This window comes from Paenibacillus xylanilyticus, assembly GCF_047246825.1.
GTDB classification, from domain to species: Bacteria; Bacillota; Bacilli; order Paenibacillales; family Paenibacillaceae; genus Paenibacillus; species Paenibacillus xylanilyticus_B.
Window position 1 is genome coordinate 180,979 of the sequence record NZ_JBFOLB010000004.1, and the last position, 25,375, is coordinate 206,353.

A 25,375-nucleotide genomic window follows, 5' to 3' on the forward strand; every position below is an offset into this window, starting at 1 on the left:
CCTTCATCACTATCCGGCATGTGAAGCTTTCTGGTACAGTGCAATATCAAACACATCGTCCGGGCGCAAAATGTTATCCACCATTCGCCATTTCTGCTGATCGGTCGCCTGCTGAGGATAATTGAACAAGGACTTCAATCCATTGCCATATCGCATCGCGACAATCACATGTTCATTCGTCAATGAATGAAGCTGATCCAGAATGTCGTACTTCATGGCAACCGTGGAACTGAAAATAATATGGGTGGCTTCTTTCGTATATGCGAGATCCTGAACGAGTGCCTTCTGCAAATGAATGCGGAGACCAGCGCCCAATGTTTCGACCACAGCCTGGCCGAGCCCAATCGCCTCATCATCAATATCAATGCCAACCACCTGCGCTCCCGTTCTTCTGGCAATAAGCAGGGGAGTCATTGGAAATGCACCCGAGCCGATCAGCAGCACCTTGGAGTCTGAAGTGACATGAAAGCTGCCGAATTCCTTTTCAATGCACTCCTCGATATTTTTGAAATAATCTGCAATTTCCACTTCACCTTGCTGCAGCTTCATTGCCCGGTACTTCTCCATGATCGCTACACAAAGGGAGGATTGCTGCCTCAGGTTCAGTACTAGCTGTTCAAAATCGGCGCTTCTCTCAAGTTCCTTCTCTGCCCAGAATGACTCATGATGCTTATCGGTGATCCAATGGGAATAGGCGTTGATGGCATTCTCCATCTGCTCCGCATGCTGAATGGAATGATCGTAACTCTGTGCCAGTTGTTCAAAGATAGTTGAAAAATCATTCAACTGTTTGGTAAAATCCACGACCGTATTCATGTGCTTCCCCCTTGTTCAAGTCCATATGTTGAACGTCAATAAAAGCTTTACCCTCTGCCACAATGCCAACAGACCCTTCAATATGGATACTCCCCAGACCATCCTCATCAAACTGGGCCACGACCTGGATTGAACCTCCAGGCTGTTTAATTCGCGCCGTAATTTCTCTCCCTGTCTTCCAGGCCAGATAGGCGCCCAGAGAAGCCGTGCCTGAACCGCACCCTCTTTCCCATATCAGGCTATCCAGTCCAGGGACATAAATCAGCGGAGCCAACTCTTCCGATCGGGGGTTGAATAACAGAATGCCAATCAGTTTATCTCCCAGAGTTAAGCCCAGCAGACGTGCCAGGTTCTGCGCTCTTTTTTTGATCGCATCATCGAATTCATCGACTTCCACAACGATATGGATGAACTCCTCGTACCGGACAATAATCATATCCAGGTCGATTCCTTCGTATTTTATCGTCTGTCGCTCAATCTGTTTGGGAAGCGGCATGGTCACCTGGCAGTCGAACTCATTCAGCCGCTTCTTCACTTGGCAGGCAATCAATTGCTCTGTACCGGAGACCTCCAGCAGCAATTCAGTAAAATCTTGCGGACCCATCTCCTGTTCAGATGCAATATATGCCGCCAAAGCCATGCAGGCATTACCGCAAAACTCCCCTCCAGCCATATGTAAGTGTGCTGCAGCTCCGCGCCTAAGGGGAGGTACGATAAATCCGACTTGTTCGGCATACACATGATCGTAGGACATAATCCTTGAAGCGATATGTTGGTATTCCTCCGCTGGATGACTTGTTTTCACCAAAACCGTCATATTCTGTGTTGGATTAAACTTGATAAATTCGATTTCCTGTTTCATCCCAGCTACCTCTATTCTTGTTCATTCGAATTCGGATGAGCTTCACCTGACTCCATCGGGGTGCCTTTTAATAGTAATAATTACGATTAATAATCGTGAAAAATATAGCATACAAATTTGAGACCGTCAACAATATTTTTCCATTTCAATCCACCCATGTGTGCTTCCTGTACGTTGGTATTTTCGGATACTCATGTATCTTTGTTTCGTATTTTTTGCAGACAAAAAAACGATCACCGCATGAGGGTGACCGTCTTTTGTCGCCATTGATTCGGTTTTTACACATGTCGCATCATTCACCCTGTGACTGCAAGTTTTGCAGAGCCTGCTCCGCCAAAGCAGCGAGAAGATGCGCTCCCAGCGGGAGTGCCCGTTCATCCAGATCAAAAGCAGGATGATGCCACTCATGCGGTCCGGACGTGCCCAGGAAGAGGAAGAGACCCGGAACCTCCTTCTGATAAAAGGAAAAATCCTCTCCTGCCGGAGAAGGCAGCGGTCTGACGCTGTTCAGCCCTACTTCCCCCGCCACCTGTTCAGCCGCGGCAGCCAGGGCAGCATCGTTAACCACCGCAGGCGGTCCCTGAATCCAGCGAACCGTTGCCCGTGTCCCGTATGCAGCCGCCACACCAGCCACGACCTGGTTGAATCGTTCACGAATACGTGCACGGACTTTCTCGTCGAAGGTCCGGACCGTGCCATCCAATATCGCTTGATCCGGAATGACATTCCAGGCTGTACCACTGTGAATTTTGGTCACGCTGATGACGGCGCTCTCCTGTGCGCCCACATTGCGACTCACGATCGCCTGCAAGGCGGTTACAATATGCGAGGCAACCACAATCGGGTCGATCCCGGCTTCTGGCACCGCTGCGTGTGTTCCCACTCCTTCGACGTTCACCACAAAACCGTCCGCCGCTGCCAGCAGCGCTCCTTCCCGGATGCCGACTGTACCGACTTGAAGATCCGGCTTGTTATGGAGACCAAACACGGCACGGACGTCAGTCAGCGCCCCGCTTTGGATGACCTGCCTCGCCCCCGTTGCTTTTTCTTCCGAAGGCTGGAACAGCAGCCTCACTTTGCCCGGCAGCCGGGATTCACGCTGTTTCAGCAATCGTGCCGCACCAACCAAAATGGCTGTGTGTGCGTCATGACCGCAAGCATGCATCCTGCCTGCAACCTGGGAAGCGAACTCCAGCTTCGTCTCTTCCTGGATGGGCAGGGCATCAATGTCTGCTCTTAGGGCAACGACAGGACCGTCACCCTGACCAACTTCGGCAACCAGGCCCGTACGCAGTGAATATTCATCTGCAATACGTACCCCTTCCTCCTCCAGCCAACCGCGAATGGCAGTCGTTGTTTCCCTTTCCTCGCCTGACAATTCCGGATTGCGGTGCAGATGCCGCCGAATCGCAATTAACCGCTCCGCAAATTCCTCATCCGGTACAGCAGAAATGGTCTGCGTGCGACTCTCTTCTTCTTGCCCTACTTGCTGCTGGGGCTGTTTCAGCTCACTCTTCACAACATGGCCTCCTTCGATCGTCATTCATTTATGGGCAGACGACGTGCAGATCTGCGTCCTTCTAACCCATAGCAGCTTGCGCAGGTTGGGATTCAATCCCGAATTCGGCCAACCCCTGTTCTTCCAATGCCTCGCGCAGCAATTCAAAAGAGCGAATGCGTTTGGCAAAATCACGCGTGGCTGTCGTGACAATCAACTCATTCACGGCAAAATCATCCTGAAATTTCTGCAACGCCTGACCTACCGTTTCCTTCGTTCCGCGGGTTACACTTGGCTCCAGGACCTCGATGCGATATTTCTCATTCGATTGCCGTCCGAATTCTTCTGCCTGCTCAACCGAGCCAACCGTCAGCACTTTGCCATTCTCCAGATGGATCTTGACCAGCATGTGCTCACTCGCCAGCTCCTCTGCTTCTTCCTCACTCTCCGCCACAATTAATGATATGGCAAGGACGGCGTAAGGCTCGCGGCCATTCGAACGATCGAATCCCTCCCGATAGACACGGAGAGCTTCTTGGGCCACTTCAATATTGCTATTAATAAACAAGGAAAACACATAAGGGAGTCCAAGTTCGGCGGCCATGCCGGCGCTATCGACACTTGCTCCGAGTACATACAGCTCTGCAGGAATCTCGGATACAGGTGCAGCACTTAGGCCAGCGAGTGGATGGGATTCATCTGCATGTGGTTCATTATGGATAAACTGTTTCACTTGAATGATTTTCTCTTTCAGTGAAGCTGCCTCCTGAATGCCCTGCTGCAGAGCCTGCGTGGAACGAGGAAGTCCCCCTGGCGCACGCCCGATTCCAAGATCAATCCTTCCTGGTCCAAGCGCTGCAAGCACATTGAAATTCTCGGCAACTTTGTAAGGACTGTAATGCTGGAGCATGACCCCTCCGGAACCGAGACGAATCCGCCCCGTGTGAGCCAATAAGTGGGAAATGAGCACCTCCGGTGAAGAACCTGCCACATGCCCCGAATCATGATGCTCCGATACCCAGAAACGGTGAAATCCAAGCTGCTCTGCCCGCTGCACCAGTTCAATCGTATGCCGGAATGCATCCACCGGCGTCTCCCCTTCATAGATCGGGGTCTGATCCAATATGCCAAGACGAATCCCCATACGTTCTCCTCCTCCAATTATGCTGCAGAAGCTGCATTCCAAAGCCTGTTCTTGCTCTATAATTGCCGCAGCAGTTCCCCAAAGGGCTCTGCAAACGGTGAATGTTCTTCTTTTAACGTCACGACACTAATCTGCAGCGAAACCCCTGCGACTTCATGGACCTGAATGGGAAACAGTTCCTGATCCTGCACTTCCTTCTGCACGGTCAGTCCGGGTAAAAAGGCAATGCCTGCTCCCTGCAGAACCAGTTTCTTCGCCGTTTCGGAGTGATCCACATGATATGTAATATCCGGCGGGTGATCTAGAGAGTCGAACGCCCGGTGAATACGCAGCCAGTCCAGAGATCCGCACTCAAAAAAGACCAGCCGCTCATTGCGAATTGCCTCCATACTGACATGTCCTCGTTCAATAAAGGGATGCCCCTTGTATACATACAGCTGGATTGGATCCTCATAAAAAGCGATCGTGCGGATAGCCGGATGCATGACCTTGCGCACAAAGGCGAGATCAATCTCCTGAGCAAGCAGCTTGGCAATCAGCTGGTCTGTGGTTGCCGTTGTCAGCTTGATGCTGACCTCCGGGTAAGCTTCCTTGATTTTGGGCAGGAAGTCCGGAATGACATAGTTGGATACCGAAACGGTACTGCCGAGACGCAGCGCATCCGGTGTTGTACGGCGCTGCTGAATCTTCTGCCTGCCCTTTTGGATAACCTGCAGCACCTGCTGGGCGTATGGGAGGAATTTCCTCCCCTCATCCGTGAGCACGATCTGCTTGCCAAGCCGATCAAACAGCTTGCAGCCGAGCTCACGTTCCAGCGATTGAATGCGAGCCGTGACAGATGGTTGGGACAAAAAGAGTACTTCGGCAGCCTTATTGAAGCTTCCGTAATGATTGATATATACAAATGCTTCAATGTTCTCAATATTCATAAGCGCCTCCGAATCCAGGTCCACAGACGTTTGACCTTATATCAATTTAACCAATCAACTTACTCGGTTTTAAGTTATCGTAATACCATTCTTTTCCAGTGTCAATATCAATTCATCCAGCGAACGGTCCAACCGGGTCGTAATGTCTGTTGAGAGTGCATATTTTCCGTATTCCAAACGTTCTACACCTTGATCAACCGCGTAAACACCGCCCAGGATATGTCTTCCTCCAAGTGCTGCGAGTACAGGTTTCAATGCATAGTCGATAGCCAGCAGATGGGCAATGGAGCCGCCAATGACGAGCGGGAGTGACACTTTACCGCGAAGCCCCTCCTGCGGAATCAGATCCAGGAATAGCTTGAGCACACCGGAATAGGATGCTTTATACACCGGCGTAGCCACGATGACCGCATCTGCTGCCTCAACCACAGCGAGCGCATCGCGAACAAAGGAGCTGTCGAAACGGGCCTGCACGAGATCTTCCGCAGGCAGGTCAGCTACATGAATGACTTCAACGGTAATCCCTGCTTCGACCAATTTATGTTCACTGTAATCGGTAAGGCCGGTCAAACGCGAACGTTTGGAAGGTGCTCCGGCAATAATAACAACATGAGACATGAATATCTCCTCCTTGGAATAGCGGTCAAGCCGCTCCTTTTACTCTTGGATCAAGCCGGTCACGAATATCGTCTCCAATCAGATTCACTGCAAGTACAAACATGGTAATGGCAAGTCCGGGGAAGGTACAGATCCACCAAGCTACGGTCAGATAACCTCGCCCCTGCGAGAGCAATGCACCCCAGTCCGGAATTTCCTTCAACACGCCAAGTCCAAGAAAACTGAGCCCGGAACCGGTCAGAATGGATGTTCCAACCCCCAATGTTGCCATCACCAGCAGGGGAGACAAGGAATGAGGCAGGACATGCCGCCAGAAAATTCGCCCACTCGAGCCGCCAAGTGATCGTGTCGCTGTAATAAACGGAAGGCTTTTGACAGACATCACCTGCCCGCGCATGACCCGTGCATATCCCGGAATGGAGGCTACGGCAACGGCTAGTGCAATATTAAGCAGTCCGGGCCCCAGTGCTGCAGCTACGGACAAGGCCAGAAGCACTCCCGGGACAGCCATCAGAATATCAACGGTTCGCATAATGGCTGTGTCCACTATACCGCCTGTGTACCCAGAGATAATGCCCAAGGCACTGCCCACCAGGCCACCGACAAGTACCGAAGCGAATCCAATCAGCAGCGAATCCCTGCTGCCATGCACCACGACGCTGAAGATATCCCTTCCGAAATAATCGGTACCAAACCAATGCGCAGCAGAAGGTGCCTGCAGGATGGCATCCGTCATCATCTGAGTTGGATCATAAGGAGCAATCCAGCCCGGTACAATGGCACAGGTGAGGGTGAATAACACGACCAGCAGCGCTGCATAAAAGAATAATCGGGAAACCGCAAACGAGATGCGGTAACGTCCGGAACGGCGATTCCAGAGGCGTAAACGCCCTGTGCTGCCGGTCCATGCTTTTTTGTCACCCACCAATGGTTTCATGCTCATGAGAATCCTCCTTCCTCATCCGCAAGTGTTCAGACGGTTCCTTGCAATCATGTGCGGACTGCACGTCTGACTCTTGGATCGATGTACGCATACGATATATCCACCAGCAAATTCAGGACAACATAGATGATCGCTGTAAAAAAGACAACGCCCTGTACTACAGGCAGGTCTTTGGCCATCAAGGCATCCGCAATAATCCGGCCGATCCCCTGTCTGGAGAAGACGGTCTCCACCACGACCGTTCCCGCAAGCAGATCTCCAATCAACATGCCAATGACGGTTACGGCAGGAATCAATGCATTGCGGAGTGCATGAACGTACATGATCGTGCGCTCCGTGAGCCCTTTGGCACGCAATGCCACGATAAAGGGTTCATTAATGACTTCGAGCATACTGTTGCGCACCATCCGTACGATGAAACCTGCACCGACCAGCCCCAGTGTGGCTGCCGGAAGCACCAATGAACCAAAGCCGTCCGAACCCATGGCCGGGAACCAGCCGAGCTGTACCGAGAACAGCAGGATCAACAGAATGCCGGTCCAGAATGTTGGCATGGAGATGCCAACTAGTCCAACAAGCCGGGCAATAAAATCAATTACGCCATTCCGATGGATGGCCGACAGGACGCCTAGCGTGATGCCAATGGTAATCGCAATGATGGAGCTCAGTGCTGTCAATGCCAGCGTGGCCGGGAAATGCTCCAGAATTTTCGGAAGCACCGGGTCGGAATTGATCATGGATTTGCCAAAATCCCCGCGCAGCATGTCTCCGAAATAGTTCGCAAACTGAATGTAAAACGGCTGATCCAGACCAAGCTGAGCCCGCAGGTTCTCGATCATCTCCGGCGTAGCCGAGGACGGATCCAGCATGAGCAGGACCGGATCACCCGGCAGAAGATACATGATGCAGTACACCAGCACCGAAGCTCCGAAAATTACAAATAGTGATGTTGCAAGCCGAGTCAGTATCGTTTGAACCATACCGGGTCGTCTCCTTCCTGAATGCGTGATGGGCTGTTCATGTTATGGCTGGATTCGTACGTCGTTGAACAATGGGTAACCAAGCGAATCGAATTTGATGCCCTGCACGGATTTCGATGCTGCTACCGTATAAGGGAATACATAGATCGGTAAAATGACCGCCTGATCAATCAGATATTGCTGAATCTCGTTATAGATCTCCACGCGTTTCTCCGGATCTGTTTCCACAGCCCCCTGCTCCAGCAATTGATCGATCTTCGGATCGGACAATCCGGACAATGTCGGACGTTCACCTTCCGCGCTTGTATGATAGAAGGCGTACAAGGCATTCGGATCGGAATTGACCTGGCTGTTGCCATACAGATCATAGTCCCAATTCTGATAAATGACGGTGGCAATGTCTTTCGTAATTTCAACTTCGACGGCGATGCCGACCTGTTTTAGCTGCTGCTGAATGATTGCCGCAATATCATTGCGCTTCTCCCGGTTTGGAGAACCATCCACATAACGCAGCGTCAGCTTCTGGCCATCTTTTTCACGTATGCCATCCGTGCCCTTGATCCAGCCCTGCTCATCCAGCAGCTGATTGGCTTTGTTGATGTCCGGATTGATGCTTCCTTCCAGCGAGGCATCGTAACCAAGAATTCCAGGAGACAATGCAGACCATGCGCGTTCGTAGTTGCCCAGATACAATGTTTTGACAATGGATTCCACATCTACGGCCGATTGCACCGCCTGTCTGACTTTCACATCGTCCCAAGGTGCCTTGCGCAGATTGAAAAAGAGCGTATATGGCAGTCCTACCGTATTGGCCTGCAGCAATTGCTGGTTCGGGTCATTCTTCAGGGCCGCAACATTTTGCGGTGGAACGGTCTCTGCAGCGAGTACCTGACCGCTTTGTACGCTTCCGATACGTGTCGCTTCCTCTGGAACAATTTTGAACGTAATTGTATCCAGATGAGGTGCAGCTTTATTTTCGACTGTCTCTGGGGCCCAGTTATAATCCTTGTTTTTGGCGACGACGATATCCGCATTTTCATCCCATTTCACGAAGGTATACGGTCCGGTGCCTACCGGGTTTTTGCCCAATTGATCGCCGTACTTCTTGGCAGCTGCAGGTGACACGATACCCAGCAGAGCCTGGCTTAAGTTACCCAGGAAGGCCTGTGAAGGGGATTCCAGATTCACCTTGATGGTGTGTTCATCAATGACCTCGGAAGAACGATAGGGTCTGATCAGCGCAAGGGAATTGGCAGCTTTGGTGGCCGGATCGATGACCCGATCCAGATTGTATTTCACGGCTTCAGCGTTAAACGGCGTGCCGTCGTGGAACTTCACGTCCTCACGCAGCTTGAACGTATAACTCTTGCCGTCCTCCGATACGCTCCATTCCGTGGCGAGCCACGGTTTGATGGAACCGTCAGGCAGCTGCACCACCAGATTGTCATAGATGGTCCGGATGGCACGTACCGTCACGGCAAGCCCGCTCCGATGAGGGTCCAGCGTATCCGGTGATGTGGCGAGAGCGAAGGTAAGATTCCCGCCCTCCGCTTGGCTGGCCTGTTCACCACCAGATGCTTGAGCCGCACTGCTGGAGCTGCCGCCCGCTCCGCAACCGGACAATACCATTACCAATACTGATGCCAATGCCATACCTTTCATCCACGCGATAGACCTGTTCATATCGTTTCCCCCTCTGTGTATACAGGTGTCATTTTTATTTTGATATAACCTATGAGATAAGTCGGTTTTAATGTGCAAGAAAGCTATATTAAAGTGTTATAACCAGATGTTCATTTCCCCGACAGTCATGATTGTTATGCCTGCTGTACTTGCTCCCGGGCTGCCGTATAACGATTCACCGGAATCTGCACACCGAGATTGCCACGGAGTGTGTCATGCTCATACTCTGTACGGTAAATGCCCCGCTCCTGCAGAATCGGTACGACCAGTTCCACGAAATCGGACAAGCCACTTGGCAATTCCGAATGAATAATGAACCCATCGGCGGCTTCTGCTTCAAACCATTCCTGGATCTTGTCAGCTACCTGTATCGGTGTGCCGAGGAATTTACTCTTCGGTGTGGCCGCTCGCAATGCCACTTCGCGCAGTGTCAATCCCAGCTCTTTGGCGTCCTTCTTGATTTTGTCCGTGCCGCTGCGGAAGCTGTTGCTGCCAATGCCGTTCAGTTCAGGGAACGGTTCATCCAGCGGATATTGGGAGAAATCATGATGCTCGAAGAAACGCCCCAGATAATCCAGTGCTTTGTCGATCGTAACGAGACTGGCAATCTCCTCGTATTTACGCTCGGCTTCTTCTTCCGTCCGTCCTACAATCGGGCTGATGCCTGGCAAAATGACGATATCCTGAGAGGAACGTCCATAGGAAGCGGCACGCGTTTTGACATCCTTGTAAAAGGCTTGTGCATCTTCGATCGTATCATGTCCGGTAAACACCGCATCGGCTTCCTTCGCAGCAAGGGTCTTGCCATCGTCAGAGGAACCTGCCTGGAAAATAACCGGCTGACCTTGTCGTGAACGGGCGATGTTCAGTGGTCCCTGTACCGAGAAGAACTCTCCTTCGTGGTTGAGTGTGTGCAGTTTGGATGGATCGAAGAAGACACCGCTCTCCTTGTCTCTGACAAACGCATCATCTTCCCACGAATCCCACAGGCCTTTGGTCACCTGCAAATATTCGGTTGCAATTCGATATCGTTCCGGATGGGTTGGATGGTTGCTTCTACTGTAGTTTTTGGCTGATCCTTCAAGCGGGGAGGTAACCACGTTCCAGCCTGCACGACCGTCGCTGATCAGATCAAGCGAACCAAACTGTCTGGCAACAGTGAACGGATCGCTATAGGAAGTGGAGAGGGTTCCAACCAGACCGATCCGCGATGTAACTGCGGCCAAGGCGGACAATAGACTGATCGGTTCGAACCGATTCAGGAAGTGGGGAATGGACTTTTCGGTGATATACAGACCGTCGGCAATAAAAACTAGATCGAACTTGCCTTCTTCCGCTTTCAAAGTCTGGCGTTTGTAGAACTCAAAATTCACACTCGCATCCGCCTGAATCTCCGGGTGTCTCCATGTGGTCATGCTGCCTCCGACACCGTGAACAATGGCTCCAAATTTCAAACTGCGTTTTGCCGTCATATACATTCCGCCTTCCCTGGTATTGGATTAGGTTGATACAACAATGCCCAAGTCACGAGGTTCACATCCCCAAAACTCAAAAGTTAACTATTCCTATGAGTTTGGTCAGTTTTATAATTTCACAAATCTTATCACTGCCCTGTGAAAGGGTCAACCGTGTGACTAATAGAACTTTTCTATATGGAAATAAGAGTTCTGAAAAAGAATTATTCCGTCCGCTCCCGCCTGTAGTCCACTGCCAGTGCAGTTTTCCGCAGCCGGAAGCAACGAAATTCATCTATCGTGCAAGTACCGATCAGACAGCTGCCGCTTCTCCCGGCTGCGCGAGAAGCGCGGCAAGCTTCTCCAGATCTGGTTCCAGCAAAGCCTCAAACTTGCCTTCCCCTCCCACTTCAATGACAGGAACATGGCGAATGCCATATTTCGCTTCAAGCACATCCCTGAGCACGTCATTGCCTTCTACTTCAATGTTCACAAAAGGCTGATTCCGTGACGTCAAAAACGCTTTGACCTCTCCGCAGAAATGACAGCCTGTTTTGCTCCATAGCACTACTTTTTTGGATGATGAAGACATCGACAACCCTCCTGATTGAATTCAAGGTTAAGATCGAGGCAAGTCCTCAGACCTTTAATTCCTACCTGATAAATAAGAATTATGGCTATAAATGTACTCCTCGTGCCTTCAAGCGTCAATGGAGCTGCTAATAGAATAAACCTATAACAACATAGAAAGATTAAATTTAATTTTTTCAGAACGGCGGATGTAGCTATTAATTTTTGCTTGCCTCCTTGACCATGTGAAAGACTTTTTGGGCCATCTCAACATAAAAATGAACCTGATCCGGACTTTGATCGATAGCCCATCTGAGATTATCGAAGGTCTTGAGCAGCAGTACATGTCTCAGCAGATCCAGCTCCTTTTCATTCAGCCCGTAACTATCCAAAAAAGCGTTCAATTGTTCAGGTTCAGGACCCTCCCCGTGGATCTGGCAACGTATCATATGTATGATATCGCCATAAGGCACAACCGTGACTTCTGCATTTCCCCAATCCAGCAGCGTAACTTGCCCTGTCTGCGAAACCATCGTGTTCTTCAATGAGATGTCACCATGGCACAGGCCGAAACGGAACTCTTCCATTTTCAATTTCTCAAACCATTGTCGAACCATTCTTGATTCCGTTTTCGTGATTACGCCAAACTCAATCAGGGGGTCATGCTCCGTTAAGCTATGGATATTGTACTGCACATAACCCTGCCAGCTGCCGTCTGATCCCGGATGTGGAGGGGAATAAAATCTGCCCTGGACTGGGTCCATCTGTTCTCCAAAACCATCCACTGGAATGGAATGAATGCATTTCGCATATTCACCAAGTTTTCTCCAGATATGGGTCGTGTCTACGGTTGTGTCCAATCCGTTATCTCCTTCGACAAATGTTTGAATCATATATGCCGTTTCGTCCGCGATTCCGACGGATAACGTCTCTGGACCAGGAATACCCGCTGCCGCAGCTTGCTCAATGCACCATTTTTCCTTCACAAAAGTGGGATAATTGTGTTTGTCGTTCATGCGTACAACCACTTTATGATGTTCCGTCTCAACGAGGCAAACCTGATTGACGAAACCTTTTCCAATGATCTGATGTGATGATGTCACTGGCTCGTGCAGAAAATCATGGGCAATTCGTTCGGCTAGTAATACAACTTCATTCTTCATCATGCACCATCCCTAGTTCGCATCCTAAGTTAGCTCTGCGATGATTCAATTGGTCATAGTGTAAGATGAAATCGCTTACGTTTCAATCGTCTTGGATAAATATCCTTATATGTAAAGCCCGGATGCGAAATGAAATGGTGCAATACGCTGCACCTTACATCTCGCATCATGCCGATCCGGTTCACAGCAAGCCTCCACATTACAAATCTTCGTTCAAGAGCTGCGGCGGGGCGATAATCGGCAAGCCTTCTTCAATCGCAAGCAGTTGTTCCGGTGATACGGTCAGCACATGTCCTGAATGAACGCCCCACCGTTCTGCTGCGTAGACCGTCACGAACCTCCTTCGTTTGCCTCCGCTGATCTGATACCGGATCTCCGGCGCATCAGCTGCAGCAACGATACAACCTTCCGACCAGCCGTTGGCCGAATCGTGAATCGATGAGATATGCACATGTCGGACGTCAATCGGCCACCCCTGAATTTCGCCTGCGGATACTACAGCATCTCCGGCAGGAATGCCGAGCAGATCCGGTTTGGCTACCTGAACAGGAGATATTCCGCGCGGTACGGGAATATTCAACTTGCGTTTCAATCCTCCGATCAGACGATATACATCGCCTTTGACATCTGATACGAAGCTGCCTTCCGGATAAAAATCGCTGCTGCGTCTTGGCTTCATCGCCCCGTCGTGACTCCCCTGGGTGGCAATTCGCTGCCGCGGGTCGGTCTTGCCCGAATCTATGGAATCGGGCGGTACAGTCGAATTCGCCTGTGCCATATGTTGGGCGATCTGCAATGTTTTTGCGACCAGCGTGTGAGGGTCTCCCCATTTTCGGGAATGGAACTGTTCGTTCCCCTTGTTGACTGTGGCAAAATCCTGTTCACCCAGCGCCTTCATGCTGACACTTCCATAGTGATGAATAAATGCATCGCCTGCAACCGCAAGCTTGTATCCTGCCAGCTTCACCCGAATCATCCAGTCATCATCTTCAAAGTTGCCTACCGCATATCCTTCATCCAGGTAGCCCACCCGTTCCAGCAGCTCTCGCGAGAACAGCCAGCAAAATCCGACGAGCCGTTCGGTCATCCGATGCTTATCAGGGTCAGGCCGATTGTGTCTCCTGGCAAAAGACCACATATCCTCTACCTCAGAATACGGAACGTCAATTTGCTGATCGCCGCCAATATAGTTGGTGACCGGACCAACCAGACCGATCTCGGGATCACTGTCAAGGCATGCCATCATGTTGTCAAGCCAGCCTGGTGTGACCAGTGTATCGTTATTCAGGACCACGATATGTCTGCCTCTTGCCATCATCAGACCCTGGTTGACACCTCCGGCGAATCCGCGATTGACGTCCAGTGCAGCCACCCTCACCATGCCGCCTTTGCGCAGCATCGCTTCCGCTGTACCGTCCTTGGAGGCATTATCCACGACGATAATTTCGTAGGGCGCGGGCGTATGTTTCTCGACACTGGATACACAGTTGAGGACATACTCCCGTTGATTATAGGTCGGAATAATGATGCTAACCCCTTCAAATACCAGTCCAAATGAACTTTGCCCCTGCCGTACTCCTTCATCGTATCCCCTGCTGTAACCTTGTTTGTACAGTTTGGCAGCTCTGGCCCCCCGCTTGCCTTTCCCTCTGCGTCCCGACTTCCGCACAGTGCTCTTTCCAGCGGAATGCAGAACAACTTCGGCGGGTCCAGAAACATGCCTTTGTCTGGGTAAGTTACCTGGTTTGCTCATGTTGCTTCCTCCATTTCCCCTCATCCGGATGTATTACGTAAACCACCCGCCACACTGTCCATTAGAGATGAAGCTCTCCTGTAACCAATTTGTCAGCCAAATGCCCGAAATCCAGAGCGACCCTGCCAAGTTCCCCAGCAATTCGTCGACACAGAACGACGGCCGGAATTCCTGCGGCTACCAAAGCAATGTCGAAGGCATGCGCTGCCGCTTCCTGCATCACTCTGGGAATGTCCATGAAACCGGTGACAGAACCAATGATCCCTGTCACCTGGATCCCACGGCTGAGAAGCAGTGCACCCAGCTCGCTTGCCTGGCTGCCGATCAGCAGCACGCGGCGGCCATGAAGTACAGGCAGCAATAGCCCCGACTGATGCAGACTGTAGTTGATCGTGGAACTGGTTAGCTTCAACCGGGACCAGTCAATCCCGAAGTGGCGCATGACCGGGAATAGCAGGCCCTGAAACGTGGGCGCTCGCGAGATGGGCACCCCGACCCAATCCGCCCCCTGGATCGCTTCGGCTAGCGCAGCCCGAATCTCGGGAACGGAGCGCTGCACCCCTGCGTAAGGCAGGAACGGAGCGAGCTCCTGCACCTGCTCGCCGGGGAGCACCGTGTCGGCTGCCAGCGTCAACAGTTCGCCATCCCCGAGGCGAACGACCGACAGGGGGCGCTGTGCATCCAGCGCTCCCCGGATCTGGTCAGCCACCTCGTGGGGGCTGGCCAAACGGGTGAGGCTGGACGCGTACTGGCGAAAACCCGCCGCAATCAGATCTGCCGCCGCTACGGCAGGCAGAATGTGGTCCGGCGGGATGTGCTGCGCCACCAGCGCCTCCCCGCCCGCGAATACGCCGTCGCGGTAGCCCTCGGCGTAGCCGCCGGGTGCGCCTGCCGACTCCGCAGGCGGTAGTGCCCCTGCGCTGCCCGCATGTGCGGCGGCAGCGCCACCCTGCCCCGCGGGGGCGACACCACCAGCGTGCGGGTGGCGTGTCGCCTGGATCGGGGCAGGGCCAGCACCGCGGGCAGGCATCGCCTGCGGCGTGCTGGCTTGCGGTGCTGACCCGGGCGCACGGCGCGCAGCCGGGCGCAGCGTGCTGCGGCGGTGGGCAGCGCTGCCGCGCCCGGCGGCTGCACGGCGGCGGCGGCCGTGCGCCGATGCAAGCCCTCGCCTAGCGGCGCTGCGGCGGCGTGCCGCGGCCTTCCTGCCGGCAGGCTTGCGCGGCACGCCAGCACGGGTACGCGCCTGGGCCCGTGCAGCACGATTGGCTGGCTTGGCGGCTGCACGCTTGGTTCCGGTGGTTCCCGTAATCATCAGAACGCCTTGGCCTTGAAACGCTGCCGGGTGAGTACCCCGGGGCTTATCTGTCACCTTGGCTTCCGTGTGCCCGGTCCGATTCGCTACTCTCATGGCATTCCCTCCCTTGGCATGCACGAGGAGCGCCGCTGCACAAAGCGCCGGAGCCTCCTTCCAGCTCCGGCGCAGGTTATTCGGGTCCCATGGGGCACCTCACAGCGGCAGCATCAGGCGCATGATGTTATGGCAGTTGTCCCTTCATGCGGACTGCAGCTTCCTGCAGCGATTCGAAGGTCCCCGCATCGCTCCAGTATTTTTGCAAAATGTCGTACTCCAAGCCTCCAGCAGAGGCATAAATATTATTGACATCCGTAATTTCAAGTTCTCCGCGTGCAGATGGCGCAATGCCGCCAATCAGGTCGAATACATGGTCATCGTACATATAAATTCCGGTCACACAGTAGGAGGTTTTCGGCTGGCTTGGTTTCTCCTCAATGTACGATATGCGTTCCGGATGCTTCGCATCAAATACGGGCACACCGTAACGCCTAGCATCATCCACTTCTTTCAGCAGCACACGTGCCGTCCCCGCAGGCTGCTGCACATAGCGATCAACGTAAGGTTTCAAATGATCACTGAACAGATTATCACCCAGCAGCACCACAAACTTTTCCCCAGGAAGAATAAAAGACTTTGCCAAATCCAGTGCTTCGGCAATGCCTCCTGCCTGCTCCTGAATCCGGTATGTCAACCGGACACCAAGATCGGCTCCGCCACCCAGATATTCCGTGTACAGCCCTGCCGAATGTTTGCCCATCACAATCAGAATATCTTCAATCCCCGCCTGACGGAGTCTGTCGATGCCATACACAATCATCGGATGTTTACCGACCGGAAGCAGATGTTTGTTAATCAGCCGCGTCAGAGGATAGAGCCTTGTTCCCGTTCCGCCAGCAAGAATTACACCTTTCATTCCACATTCCCTCCCTCATCGGATGTCTCAATATATTCAAGAGGATCGACATGCCATTTATGGATAAAAATCGAGCGATTGCGTTCAAGCAACTGCTTCCAGGCAGCCGGATCCGTCTTCTGGAAACTCGCGCTGCCTTGATGATGCACAAGCACATCCCTGCATACAAGCAGCCGATATCCTTGCATGCGAGCCCGGTAACAGTAATCATCATCCTCATAATGTCCCGGGGAATAAGCCTCGTCAAGCAAGCCGATGGACGTCATGACATCCCGCCGAAACAACATGCACAGTCCAACGATGCGGCTGACTTCCTTCCACCTGTTCGGATCAGAAACATTGTTGGCTTCCGCCATTTTCTGAAATTCTTCCATGCTCCCGAACTCCAGATCAACTTGCTGAATACCGCTTGCGTAATTGGTGACAGGACCCGTGATACCAATGTTTGCTTCACTGTACAGTCCAGTACGAAGATTTTCCAACCACCGCGGAGTCACGGTGACATCGTTGTTCAGCAGCAGCAGCTCATCACCGCATGCGGCACGAAGCCCAGCGTTACAGGCTGCAGGGAAACCGCGATTCTCCGGCAATCGGACAAAACGAACTCGCTCCCTGGCACAATAGGCAGCCGTACCATCGACGGAACCGTTATCCACAACCACAATTTCATACGGTGTACGGGCTCCGGTATGCTCCCGGATGGCATCAATGCACGCCTTCAGCAGGTCCAGTCCGTTATACGTCGGAATAATGATACTTGTCAGTGTCATCGGACGTTCCTCCTGTAAGCCACTTCGGTTCGGGATAATGTCCGCGAATTCGCCTCATGCCCTGCCCCTGCCATCCAGGTTGCGATGGCCTCCAGATGGTCCCCGATGATCAATCCGGCGACTTCATTACCGCTGCCTGTATTGGTTGTACGCAGGCGATTGGAACGAATCACATCCACCTGGCAGGGTGCCGTTACGTTCAGACCGTGCCGGATCGCCATGGCTTGCGCCTTCGGCGGTACAGCAAGTGATTCAGGTTTAACGGTCTGGATCATTTTGCGAGACAGGGCATGCGGGACGGCCGTCAGGGAATTCGATCCCAGGTCCGGCCTGCCCAACGTACGGTTAAGATAGGCTTTAATTCGGCTCACATCATCCTGCCGTGCAAACGGTGGCAGCAGTGAGGACAGATTGTTCAAGGCCACATCGCTCCCCCGGTCAACTGCATACAGGAAAGGTGCGAGCTGTTCTGCCGGAAGCACCATGTCCCCGTCCACAAAGAGGATCGCTTCCGCTTCGGTCATTTTGGCTCCAAGTGCACGGCCTACATCATGTCCTGCCCGATCCGGCTCATACACAAGGGTTATACTGGACTCGGCCAGCACCAGATTCAGGCTGTCATCTGTTGTTCCGTTCAATACAACAATGATGTCCTTCAGCGGCAAACGTTTTAACTGTGCCATTACTTTGCCGAGCGTCCGTTCTTCATTGCACGCACAGACAACGGCAGCAGCCGAATGATGAAGGGGCACCGGGACGATATCCACCGGATATCCTGCAGCATGTACGTAACCTTGCATATATGCTTTCCCTGCCTGCATGGCAGCTTCATAGCTTCCGGTATTTCCCGAGATGGACTGCCAGTGTTCACGCCAGGAATGATGTGCATGCTCGGCAGTCATCGCTCTATTTTCAGGCGCATCAAGTCCGGCTTGATGTCCTGACTTCCAGATTGCATTCAGGTTTAGCCCTGGTGCTTTGGCTGCCGAACCATTCGGCCGTCTTTTCCCTGGCTTTTTCCGCCTTGACGCCAGCTTTCTTTTCATCGTCCGACGATGGCGGACAACCCTCCCACGTTCCTTCATTTTCTCACCTCCAGCATTTTGCATCATTCGATCCTGACGCTCCCGGGCACGAGGCTGGAATGAATTAACCCTCTATATCTCTTATCCTGCTGCCTGGAAGTCGCTTATTGGATGGACGCAAAATGCTCACCTCGTCAGGCAGCGAACACGCTGCAGATCGGAATATCCTCCGCGTGGACCGAGCTTGTCGGTTATCCACCTGATCGCTGTCAGATGATCATTCAGCACCACTTGGCTCAGCGGATCCGGCCCGCTTCGCCGTTTTACGCGAACCGCATTCATTTTACCTACAGGCACATGATGAACGGCACGTACCTCTAATCCACTTGAGACTGCTTTGGCAAGCGCAAGCGGAGGGACCTCAAGCGAAGGGATACCGACAACATCAAGTGCCCTGCGGCTTAATGCATGCGGAATGGCTGTCATTGAAGCTCCTTTTAGGTCCGGTCTGGCCAGGATGCTGTTCAGGACATGCTTGGCCTCCACGACCGGATGCACGGGGATCCGTGTAACAGGACCGTCATAATCGTTAAGCGCTACATCCGTCCCTTTCAATATAGCCTGCACATAGGGAGCGAGCTGTTCTGCGGGAATCGGTATATCTGCATCCGTGAATAGCAGAATCCTCCCGCGCGCTGCCGCTGCACCCATTCGTCTTCCGGTATCATGGCCCAGCGCCTCGGTATACAATAGCACTCTTGCCCCTGCCGCCTGTGCCGCTGCTGCTGTGCCATCCGTTGATCCGTTAACAACAGCAATTACTTCGGAATCCCTGCAGACTCGAAGCGCCTGACGGATGACTCTGCCAATCGTCTTTTCTTCATTCATCGCCGGAATAATGACCGAAAGAGTAGGGATGTGTGGATTCGTCTCCTCCAGTGGTGTAGGAATGACGTACCTACGAGCCTTAATACTATTTTTTCTCACCGGCTTTACACGCCGTTTGTTCAACGGTTTCCTCTTTCGGGACACGGGTTTGGCGGCTAAATGAACGATACTGCGACGATGTTGCAATGCTGTCACCTCCCTCCCGAAAAAATACTCAACATGCCAAGGGAGTACACGTTATTCTATGTATTCATGGAGTAGTGGAAACGGCGTTTGTCCTTGAATTCCTCAAGCTTCTGTCAGGAAAAATAATTCTTCACTCTTGTCTTTCAGGCATCATTCCTCAGTAATGCTTATACGCTACCCTGCTTCCACCTTATAGAAGGGTCGGGCTTATACAGAAACAAAAGCGGTATCCCGGGACCATACCGGGAACCGCTTTTGTGTATAGTCATGAAATCATTTTGTGTTTCTTGTTTCCACAATGTTATTTTCTTCTGGCTTTCCTTAATTAAATGGAGGGTCCCGCCGCAATCCAGGACAACAAGCCATATGTGTGCTTGCACCCCGCAGTCCGGTAAACTTCCAATACCGCTTCATCTTCACTCTGGGACAGCAATGACACCTGGAATCCCCGGTCATTACTCATCCCTACAATCACGTAGTGTTCCGATGCAAATGATTGCTCAAATGCTACGGTCACCTCAACGCATTCTTCATTTTCAGGCAGAATAAAAGCCTCCATGCCGAACTGCTGAACAACAGGCTGACGGCTGACACTGCGAACAGGCTGGAATGACAGGTGTTCAGGTCCCACTGCTCCATGCTGCAGCTGGCTGCTTCCAACAACGCCATCGCTCAGATGCTCCTGCTTAACCGATTGCTCACTCAGCTTGAGCTCCGCAATTTCACTGATCTCATGCGAAAGTTCAGGTAATGGCTGCTGTATCTGTGGTTGGACCGTACCAGCTGTCATCAATGATTCTCCAAGCTGGTTAACTTGCGATGGCTGACCTGGTTGCTGCCCCAAATCCTGACCCGACGTCTGGAGAGTCTGTGTTTCGTTCAGATCGGCGCTTGGGGGCTGCACGACATTTGCCGGCTGTACTGGTGCTGCAGCCTCACTACCTGCTTCAAGCAATGCCTCTTTCCTTTTGATCGCTGCCAGCTGTTCCAGCGTTTCTCCACTGAACTGACGAATCGCATTCCAGATCTCTACACTCAAATGGGCAGGACCAACAATTCCCGCATTCAAGTGATTGGAGGTAATGCTTTGGTCACCCAGTTTGCTGCCGGTTACACTGCCGTCAGCTAGTTTGGCGCTCGTTACGGATCCATTCTGCAGGTGAATTCCGCTTACCAATTCCTCTTCCAGATGGACTGTGCGAATACTGCGTTCCTGAATATGATCAGCAAGGATCGTTCCATCCTGAATGTGCCCGGAATGTACACTTTTGTCTGCCAAGTGGATTGCCGATACCGTACCTTCAAGCAATTTATTGCCGTTTACACTGCCATCAGCCAGTTTCGCACTCGTTATGGAACCATTGTGCAGGTGAATCGCACTTACCGATTCCGCTTTCAGGTGAGAGATCCCGATGCTGCGATCTTGAATATGGTCAGCATGAATGGCTTTCTCTTGGATATGACGGGATTGAACACTTCCATTTGCGATATGAACATCTGACACCGCATTTTCAAGCAATTTGCTGCCGTTTACGCTGCCATCGGCTAATTTAACACTCGTTACAGATCCATTTTGGAGATGAACCGCACTTATTGCTTCCTCTTCCAGATGAGACGTGCTGATACTGTTCTCCTGAATATGGTCAGCAAGGATCGCTCCTTCCTGGATATGCCGGCTTTGCACACTTTCCGGTGCAATATGAATTCCCGATATGGTATCTTCGAGCAGCTTGCTGCCGTTTATGCTGCCATCGGCCAGTTTGGCACTCGTTACGGACCCATTTTGCAGATGGACTGCACTTACCGATTCCTCTTCCAGATGGACTGTGCCAATGCTTCGCTCCTGAATATGATCAGCATGGATGGCATTTGCCTGAATATGCTCGGATTGCACACTTTCCGCGGCGATATGAATCCCGGATACCGTACCTTCGAGCAGCTTGCTGCCAATTATACTGCCATCGGCCAGTTTGGCACTCGTTACAGCCCCATTCTGCAAATGGATTGCACTTACCGACTCTTCTTCCAGATGTGCAGTGCCAATGCTGCGCTCTTGAATATGATTAGGAAGGATGGCTCCCTCCTGAATATGACGGGATTGCACACTATCCTCTGCAATGTGGATATCCGATACCGCACCTTCAAGCAGCTTGCTTCCATTAACGCTGTCGTCAGCCAATTTGGCACTTGTTACAGACCCATTTTGCAGATGAATTGCACTTACCGCTTCCTCTTCCAGATGAGGTGTGCCGATGCTCCGCTCCTGAATATGGTCAGCAAGGATCGCTCCTTCTTGAATATGGCGGGACTGCACACTTTCGGATGCAATATGAATTCCCGATACCGCATCTTCGAGCAACTTACTTCCATTTACGCTGCCATCAGCCAATTTGGCACTTGTTACGGACCCATTTTGCAGATGAATTGCACTTACCGCTTCCTCTTCCAAATGGAATGTGCCGATGCTCCGCTCCTGAATATGATCAGCATGGACGGCACCTTCCTGAATATGCCCGGAATGCACACTTGCGGATGCAATATGGCCCCCTGATACCGAACCTTCGAGCAATTTGCTGCTGTCTATACTACCGTCCGCCAGCTTGGCACTCGTTACAGATCCATTTTGCAAATGGAACTCACTTACTGACTCCTCTTCCAGATGAGTTGTGCCAATGCTGCTCTCTTGAATATGATCAGCACGGATGGCTCCCTCCTGTATATGACGGGACTGCACACTTTCGTCTGCAATGTGGATCGCATCCACCGTTCCTGCGGCTAATTTGCTGCCATCTACACTGCCACTCGCCAATTTGGAACGTGTTACGGATCCTTCCTGCAATATAATCGTACTTACCGCTTCTTCTTCCAGGTGAGACGTTCCGATGCTGCGTTCTTGGATGTGGTGGGGCAGAATCTCACCATCTTGAATATGACGGGAATGTACAGCGCCCTGCTGCAGGTGGACAGCACTTGTCGACTCTGCCTGAAGATGCAAACCACTGATCAAGCCTGGTTGAAGATGAGCTGCTGTGATGGATAACGGTGCCAGATGGTCTGTTTCGACAGATCCCGGAGCCAGGTGATGGGATGTAATGACCTGTTCGGCAATATGCTCCTCATGAATAATGTCTGGCTTCAGATGCTGTGAATTCACAACGTGATCACCCAGATGCTCAGACTTCACACTGCCTTCAGCCAGATGCTCGGATTGCACAACGGATGGCTGAAGGTGCTCACTGCTTATGGCAGCCTTTTGCAGCTCTGTCCCTGATACGGAGTCTGCTGTCAAATGGTCCGCAGTGACGGATCCATGCCGCAGTTTGTTGCCTGTAATACTGCCATCGGCGAATAATTCCGGTGAACGTATTTCCTCCGACAAATGTTCCAGGGATACGGCATGCTGCTTCAGGTGATAGCCGCGTATGGTTCCTGCCGGAATATGTTTGGCGTTAATGCTTTCAGCCATGATCTTGGACGAAGTCACGCTGCCGTCGGCCAGTTTGGCTGAAGTGACAGCAAAATCCGCCAGTTTGTCGGTAGCAACACTTTCTGGTGAGAGCTTAGGAGAGGTAACCGAATGATCTGTCAGATGAGGCGGAAAAATGGACCCTCCAGCCAGCTGGGCCGAAGTTATACTACCGGGAGCTAATTTGTCCGTTGTGACCGCTGCCCTTGCAATGGCTTCTGTTTCAACACTGCCCGGTTGAAGGTGAGGGACACCCACAGCATGTTCTGTCAGATGTTCCGATTTCACGGCATAAGGTCTCAGGGCCTCGGACCCCACGCTGCCTGGAGCCAGATGTGTACCCGTGACACCACCACCCGCAAGATGCGAGGATGCAACACTTCCCGGAGCAAGCGCTCTGCTGCTAACCGATGCCGTTCCAAGTTTTTCTGCTGTCACACTTCCGTCTGCGAGCTTGACGTCTGTCACTGCAGCATCCTGTAACTCAAACGTCCCCACCGCCGCCTCAGCCAGATGCCGCTCGGATACAACGCCATCTGCGAGTGCTTCTCCGGATACACTACCGGTGGACAGGTGAGTTGCTTCGATGCTTCCACTTGCAATGTGAATGGAGTGAATCGCTGCATTGTCTACATGTACCGGTGTAATTCCCCGATTGACAATATGTTCCGCACGAATGGAACCTTTGGCAAGATGTTTGCCCTGCACAGCTTCATCTGCAATTTTGGAAGCAATGACACTTTGGTCTGAAATCTTGGAAGCCGTAATCGACTGTTCCAGCAGTTTCGCTGTTCCAACCGACTGGTCTGCTAGCTTACTGCTGGTTACGGCTCCCTCCGCCAAATGCTCACTGCCCACTTCGCCTTTGCCGAGCTGCTCTTTCCCCACAGCCTGAGCGCGAATCTGGTTCGAACCGATGGAACCGTCCAGCAAGTGTTTTCCACTGAGTGAACCCTCAGCTAAATGTCTGGTTTGTATGGATCCATCCTCAATCTGATCACTACCAATACTGCCCAAAGACAGTTGTGAACGACCGACAGCCCCTTCTGCCAGATGCTCCTGTTGAACTGCACCTGCCTGAATATGATGAGACTCAATGGATTGTTCATGGATTTTGCTGCCCGTGACAGCACCTTCACGAATTTTGGATGTAGTCACCGCATCGTCGGCCAATTTGGACGTATGCACAGCGCCTCCCGTGAGATGCCGTGTATCCACGCCGCTAATCGCGATTTTGTCTCCGGTTACGGCATGGTTCTTGATCAAATCTTCCGTGACCAGCATGCGGCTGAGATGTCTTGTGCCGATGGAACCGTCGGCAATTTTAGCTGAATCGATTACCTGGTTGCCCAGCTTCTGCGAGGTAATGCTGCCGTCTTTGATTTTCTCGCCGGCAATGGAAGCATTGCGTAATTTATGACCGGACACAGAGCCATCAATGAGATGCTCGTCGGATACAGACGCTTCTGCCAGTTTGGCGGAAACAATGGCCCCATCTGCAATGTGAATGCTGGTCACTGCATAATCCTGTAATGCTTCACTGCCGACCGCACCTGGTTTCAGCTTGGATTCATCCACAGAGAACGGAGCCAATTTGCTCTCCGTCACCGCAAAATCACTCAGATCATCTGTATAGATGTAGTGTCCGGTATGACCCGGCATCTGGTTCTGGTTCAAGATCTCCAACCGGTCCCTGCCTGTGGTCTCCTGCTTGTTGATGCTCTGCTCTTCCAGAGCAAGAGAAGCCACGCTGCTGACCTGAATCTGCTTTTCCGAGCCATCGTCCGTCCGGGCTTCCTTGCTATCCGATTCTACGAGTTCGGGTTCGACTGTTTCAGCTGTGATATCCAGATCTTCCAGCTCGTTCATGGAAGCAGGGAGTTCCATTGATTCGTATAGGGATTCTTCCGATGCCTGATTAGCTTTCAAATCCGTTTTATTGGTATTTAAGCGCTCTTCCCTATTCTGGGTGGAACCTGGGTTCAATGTGCCTGCACGGCGTTCAGTCAGTTCCAGTTCTTTAAACTTGGGGCTCACATGCCGCAGTTTCGGCGTAGGAACCTTCTTGTTGCCTTTTTTACTCATGCAGCTTGCTCCTTCCTCTAACGTTCGTCTCCGGCATCATATGCTTCGGTATGGGCATCTGCCACTTCAAATCACGACTTTTGCCGATAACGTTGGATGGATGCTCAAGTCAAAATGCGAACAAGGTACCTGTCCATGGGAAATAGGCTGTACTCGGCTATAGATGAAAGGCGGCTGTCCACGCCCCCGATCCAGCAATGTCATACGATACTGTATAAGCATTTGGTACAAATCCGTAAAATAACTCCCTATCTGCACCGAAGTGGAATCTCTTC

19 protein-coding genes are annotated in these 25,375 nt (G+C 52.0%); all 19 read right to left on the reverse strand.

Annotation, left to right across the window (positions count from 1 at the left end; all coding sequences use genetic code 11):
* Positions 1 to 9: 9 nt before the first annotated feature.
* Positions 10 to 816 (reverse strand): nicotianamine synthase family protein, encoded by an 807-nt coding sequence (locus tag AB3N00_RS23460; protein ID WP_413036758.1) that lies wholly within the window; start codon positions 814 to 816, stop codon positions 10 to 12.
* Positions 779 to 1,678 (reverse strand): diaminopimelate epimerase, encoded by a 900-nt coding sequence (locus tag AB3N00_RS23465; protein ID WP_413036759.1) that lies wholly within the window; start codon positions 1,676 to 1,678, stop codon positions 779 to 781. The genes AB3N00_RS23460 and AB3N00_RS23465 overlap by 38 nt, the downstream gene beginning before the upstream one ends.
* A 292-nt stretch (positions 1,679 to 1,970) precedes the next feature.
* On the reverse strand, positions 1,971 to 3,131 hold the full coding sequence (locus tag AB3N00_RS23470; protein ID WP_413036879.1) for an amidohydrolase: 1,161 nt from the start codon (positions 3,129 to 3,131) through the stop codon (positions 1,971 to 1,973).
* A 127-nt stretch (positions 3,132 to 3,258) separates the two neighbouring features.
* Complete coding sequence (locus tag AB3N00_RS23475) at positions 3,259 to 4,320, reverse strand: LLM class flavin-dependent oxidoreductase (RefSeq protein ID WP_413036760.1); 1,062 nt, start codon at positions 4,318 to 4,320, stop codon at positions 3,259 to 3,261.
* Between the two features lie 56 nt (positions 4,321 to 4,376).
* Positions 4,377 to 5,249, reverse strand: a complete 873-nt coding sequence (locus tag AB3N00_RS23480) for a LysR family transcriptional regulator (protein ID WP_175395055.1) — start codon at positions 5,247 to 5,249, stop codon at positions 4,377 to 4,379.
* 69 nt (positions 5,250 to 5,318) lie between these two features.
* Positions 5,319 to 5,867 carry an NADPH-dependent FMN reductase gene (gene ssuE / locus AB3N00_RS23485; protein ID WP_413036761.1) on the reverse strand — a complete coding sequence of 183 codons (549 nt, stop codon included), beginning with the start codon at positions 5,865 to 5,867 and terminating at the stop codon, positions 5,319 to 5,321.
* A gap of 25 nt (positions 5,868 to 5,892) precedes the next feature.
* Positions 5,893 to 6,810, reverse strand: coding sequence for an ABC transporter permease (locus AB3N00_RS23490; RefSeq protein WP_413036762.1), 918 nt, complete (start codon positions 6,808 to 6,810; stop codon positions 5,893 to 5,895).
* Between the two features lie 47 nt (positions 6,811 to 6,857).
* Positions 6,858 to 7,790 carry an ABC transporter permease gene (locus AB3N00_RS23495; RefSeq protein ID WP_413036763.1) on the reverse strand — a complete coding sequence of 311 codons (933 nt, stop codon included), beginning with the start codon at positions 7,788 to 7,790 and terminating at the stop codon, positions 6,858 to 6,860.
* Between the two features lie 42 nt (positions 7,791 to 7,832).
* Entirely contained in the window at positions 7,833 to 9,473 is a 1,641-nt protein-coding gene (locus AB3N00_RS23500) for an ABC transporter substrate-binding protein (protein ID WP_413036764.1), read from the reverse strand.
* Between the two features lie 134 nt (positions 9,474 to 9,607).
* On the reverse strand, positions 9,608 to 10,945 hold the full coding sequence (locus AB3N00_RS23505) for an LLM class flavin-dependent oxidoreductase (protein ID WP_413036765.1): 1,338 nt from the start codon (positions 10,943 to 10,945) through the stop codon (positions 9,608 to 9,610).
* 295 nt (positions 10,946 to 11,240) lie between these two features.
* Positions 11,241 to 11,519 (reverse strand): glutaredoxin family protein, encoded by a 279-nt coding sequence (locus tag AB3N00_RS23510; protein ID WP_175395061.1) that lies wholly within the window; start codon positions 11,517 to 11,519, stop codon positions 11,241 to 11,243.
* A gap of 196 nt (positions 11,520 to 11,715) precedes the next feature.
* Entirely contained in the window at positions 11,716 to 12,660 is a 945-nt protein-coding gene (locus AB3N00_RS23515; RefSeq protein WP_413036766.1) for an aminoglycoside phosphotransferase family protein, read from the reverse strand.
* Between the two features lie 199 nt (positions 12,661 to 12,859).
* A complete protein-coding gene (locus tag AB3N00_RS23520) occupies positions 12,860 to 14,413 on the reverse strand; it encodes a glycosyltransferase family 2 protein (protein WP_413036767.1) in 1,554 nt (517 codons plus the stop codon).
* Between the two features lie 61 nt (positions 14,414 to 14,474).
* On the reverse strand, positions 14,475 to 15,140 hold the full coding sequence (locus AB3N00_RS23525) for a GT-D fold domain-containing glycosyltransferase (protein ID WP_413036768.1): 666 nt from the start codon (positions 15,138 to 15,140) through the stop codon (positions 14,475 to 14,477).
* 808 nt (positions 15,141 to 15,948) lie between these two features.
* Positions 15,949 to 16,680 carry a sugar phosphate nucleotidyltransferase gene (locus tag AB3N00_RS23530; protein ID WP_413036769.1) on the reverse strand — a complete coding sequence of 244 codons (732 nt, stop codon included), beginning with the start codon at positions 16,678 to 16,680 and terminating at the stop codon, positions 15,949 to 15,951.
* Entirely contained in the window at positions 16,677 to 17,450 is a 774-nt protein-coding gene (locus tag AB3N00_RS23535) for a glycosyltransferase family 2 protein (RefSeq protein WP_413036770.1), read from the reverse strand. Before AB3N00_RS23535 ends, AB3N00_RS23530 begins: the two co-directional genes overlap by 4 nt.
* Positions 17,447 to 18,496 carry a glycosyltransferase family A protein gene (locus tag AB3N00_RS23540; protein ID WP_413036771.1) on the reverse strand — a complete coding sequence of 350 codons (1,050 nt, stop codon included), beginning with the start codon at positions 18,494 to 18,496 and terminating at the stop codon, positions 17,447 to 17,449. Before AB3N00_RS23540 ends, AB3N00_RS23535 begins: the two co-directional genes overlap by 4 nt.
* A gap of 165 nt (positions 18,497 to 18,661) precedes the next feature.
* Complete coding sequence (locus tag AB3N00_RS23545) at positions 18,662 to 19,558, reverse strand: glycosyltransferase family 2 protein (RefSeq protein WP_413036772.1); 897 nt, start codon at positions 19,556 to 19,558, stop codon at positions 18,662 to 18,664.
* A 316-nt stretch (positions 19,559 to 19,874) separates the two neighbouring features.
* Complete coding sequence (locus tag AB3N00_RS23550) at positions 19,875 to 25,100, reverse strand: WIAG-tail domain (RefSeq protein WP_413036773.1); 5,226 nt, start codon at positions 25,098 to 25,100, stop codon at positions 19,875 to 19,877.
* Positions 25,101 to 25,375: the final 275 nt, after the last annotated feature.

Bases quoted from the DNA above. Each gene is read 5' to 3' on its own strand.
- AB3N00_RS23460 (WP_413036758.1), bottom strand. From the start codon at position 816: ATGAATACGGTCGTGGATTTTACCAAACAGTTGAATGATTTTTCAACT.
- AB3N00_RS23465 (WP_413036759.1), bottom strand. From the start codon at position 1,678: ATGAAACAGGAAATCGAATTTATCAAGTTTAATCCAACACAGAATATG.
- AB3N00_RS23475 (WP_413036760.1), bottom strand. From the start codon at position 4,320: ATGGGGATTCGTCTTGGCATATTGGATCAGACCCCGATCTATGAAGGG.
- AB3N00_RS23480 (WP_175395055.1), bottom strand. From the start codon at position 5,249: ATGAATATTGAGAACATTGAAGCATTTGTATATATCAATCATTACGGA.
- ssuE (WP_413036761.1), bottom strand. From the start codon at position 5,867: ATGTCTCATGTTGTTATTATTGCCGGAGCACCTTCCAAACGTTCGCGT.
- AB3N00_RS23490 (WP_413036762.1), bottom strand. From the start codon at position 6,810: ATGAGCATGAAACCATTGGTGGGTGACAAAAAAGCATGGACCGGCAGC.
- AB3N00_RS23495 (WP_413036763.1), bottom strand. From the start codon at position 7,790: ATGGTTCAAACGATACTGACTCGGCTTGCAACATCACTATTTGTAATT.
- AB3N00_RS23500 (WP_413036764.1), bottom strand. From the start codon at position 9,473: ATGAACAGGTCTATCGCGTGGATGAAAGGTATGGCATTGGCATCAGTA.
- AB3N00_RS23505 (WP_413036765.1), bottom strand. From the start codon at position 10,945: ATGACGGCAAAACGCAGTTTGAAATTTGGAGCCATTGTTCACGGTGTC.
- AB3N00_RS23510 (WP_175395061.1), bottom strand. From the start codon at position 11,519: ATGTCTTCATCATCCAAAAAAGTAGTGCTATGGAGCAAAACAGGCTGT.
- AB3N00_RS23515 (WP_413036766.1), bottom strand. From the start codon at position 12,660: ATGAAGAATGAAGTTGTATTACTAGCCGAACGAATTGCCCATGATTTT.
- AB3N00_RS23520 (WP_413036767.1), bottom strand. From the start codon at position 14,413: ATGAGCAAACCAGGTAACTTACCCAGACAAAGGCATGTTTCTGGACCC.
- AB3N00_RS23530 (WP_413036769.1), bottom strand. From the start codon at position 16,680: ATGAAAGGTGTAATTCTTGCTGGCGGAACGGGAACAAGGCTCTATCCT.
- AB3N00_RS23535 (WP_413036770.1), bottom strand. From the start codon at position 17,450: ATGACACTGACAAGTATCATTATTCCGACGTATAACGGACTGGACCTG.
- AB3N00_RS23540 (WP_413036771.1), bottom strand. From the start codon at position 18,496: ATGAAAAGAAAGCTGGCGTCAAGGCGGAAAAAGCCAGGGAAAAGACGG.
- AB3N00_RS23550 (WP_413036773.1), bottom strand. From the start codon at position 25,100: ATGAGTAAAAAAGGCAACAAGAAGGTTCCTACGCCGAAACTGCGGCAT.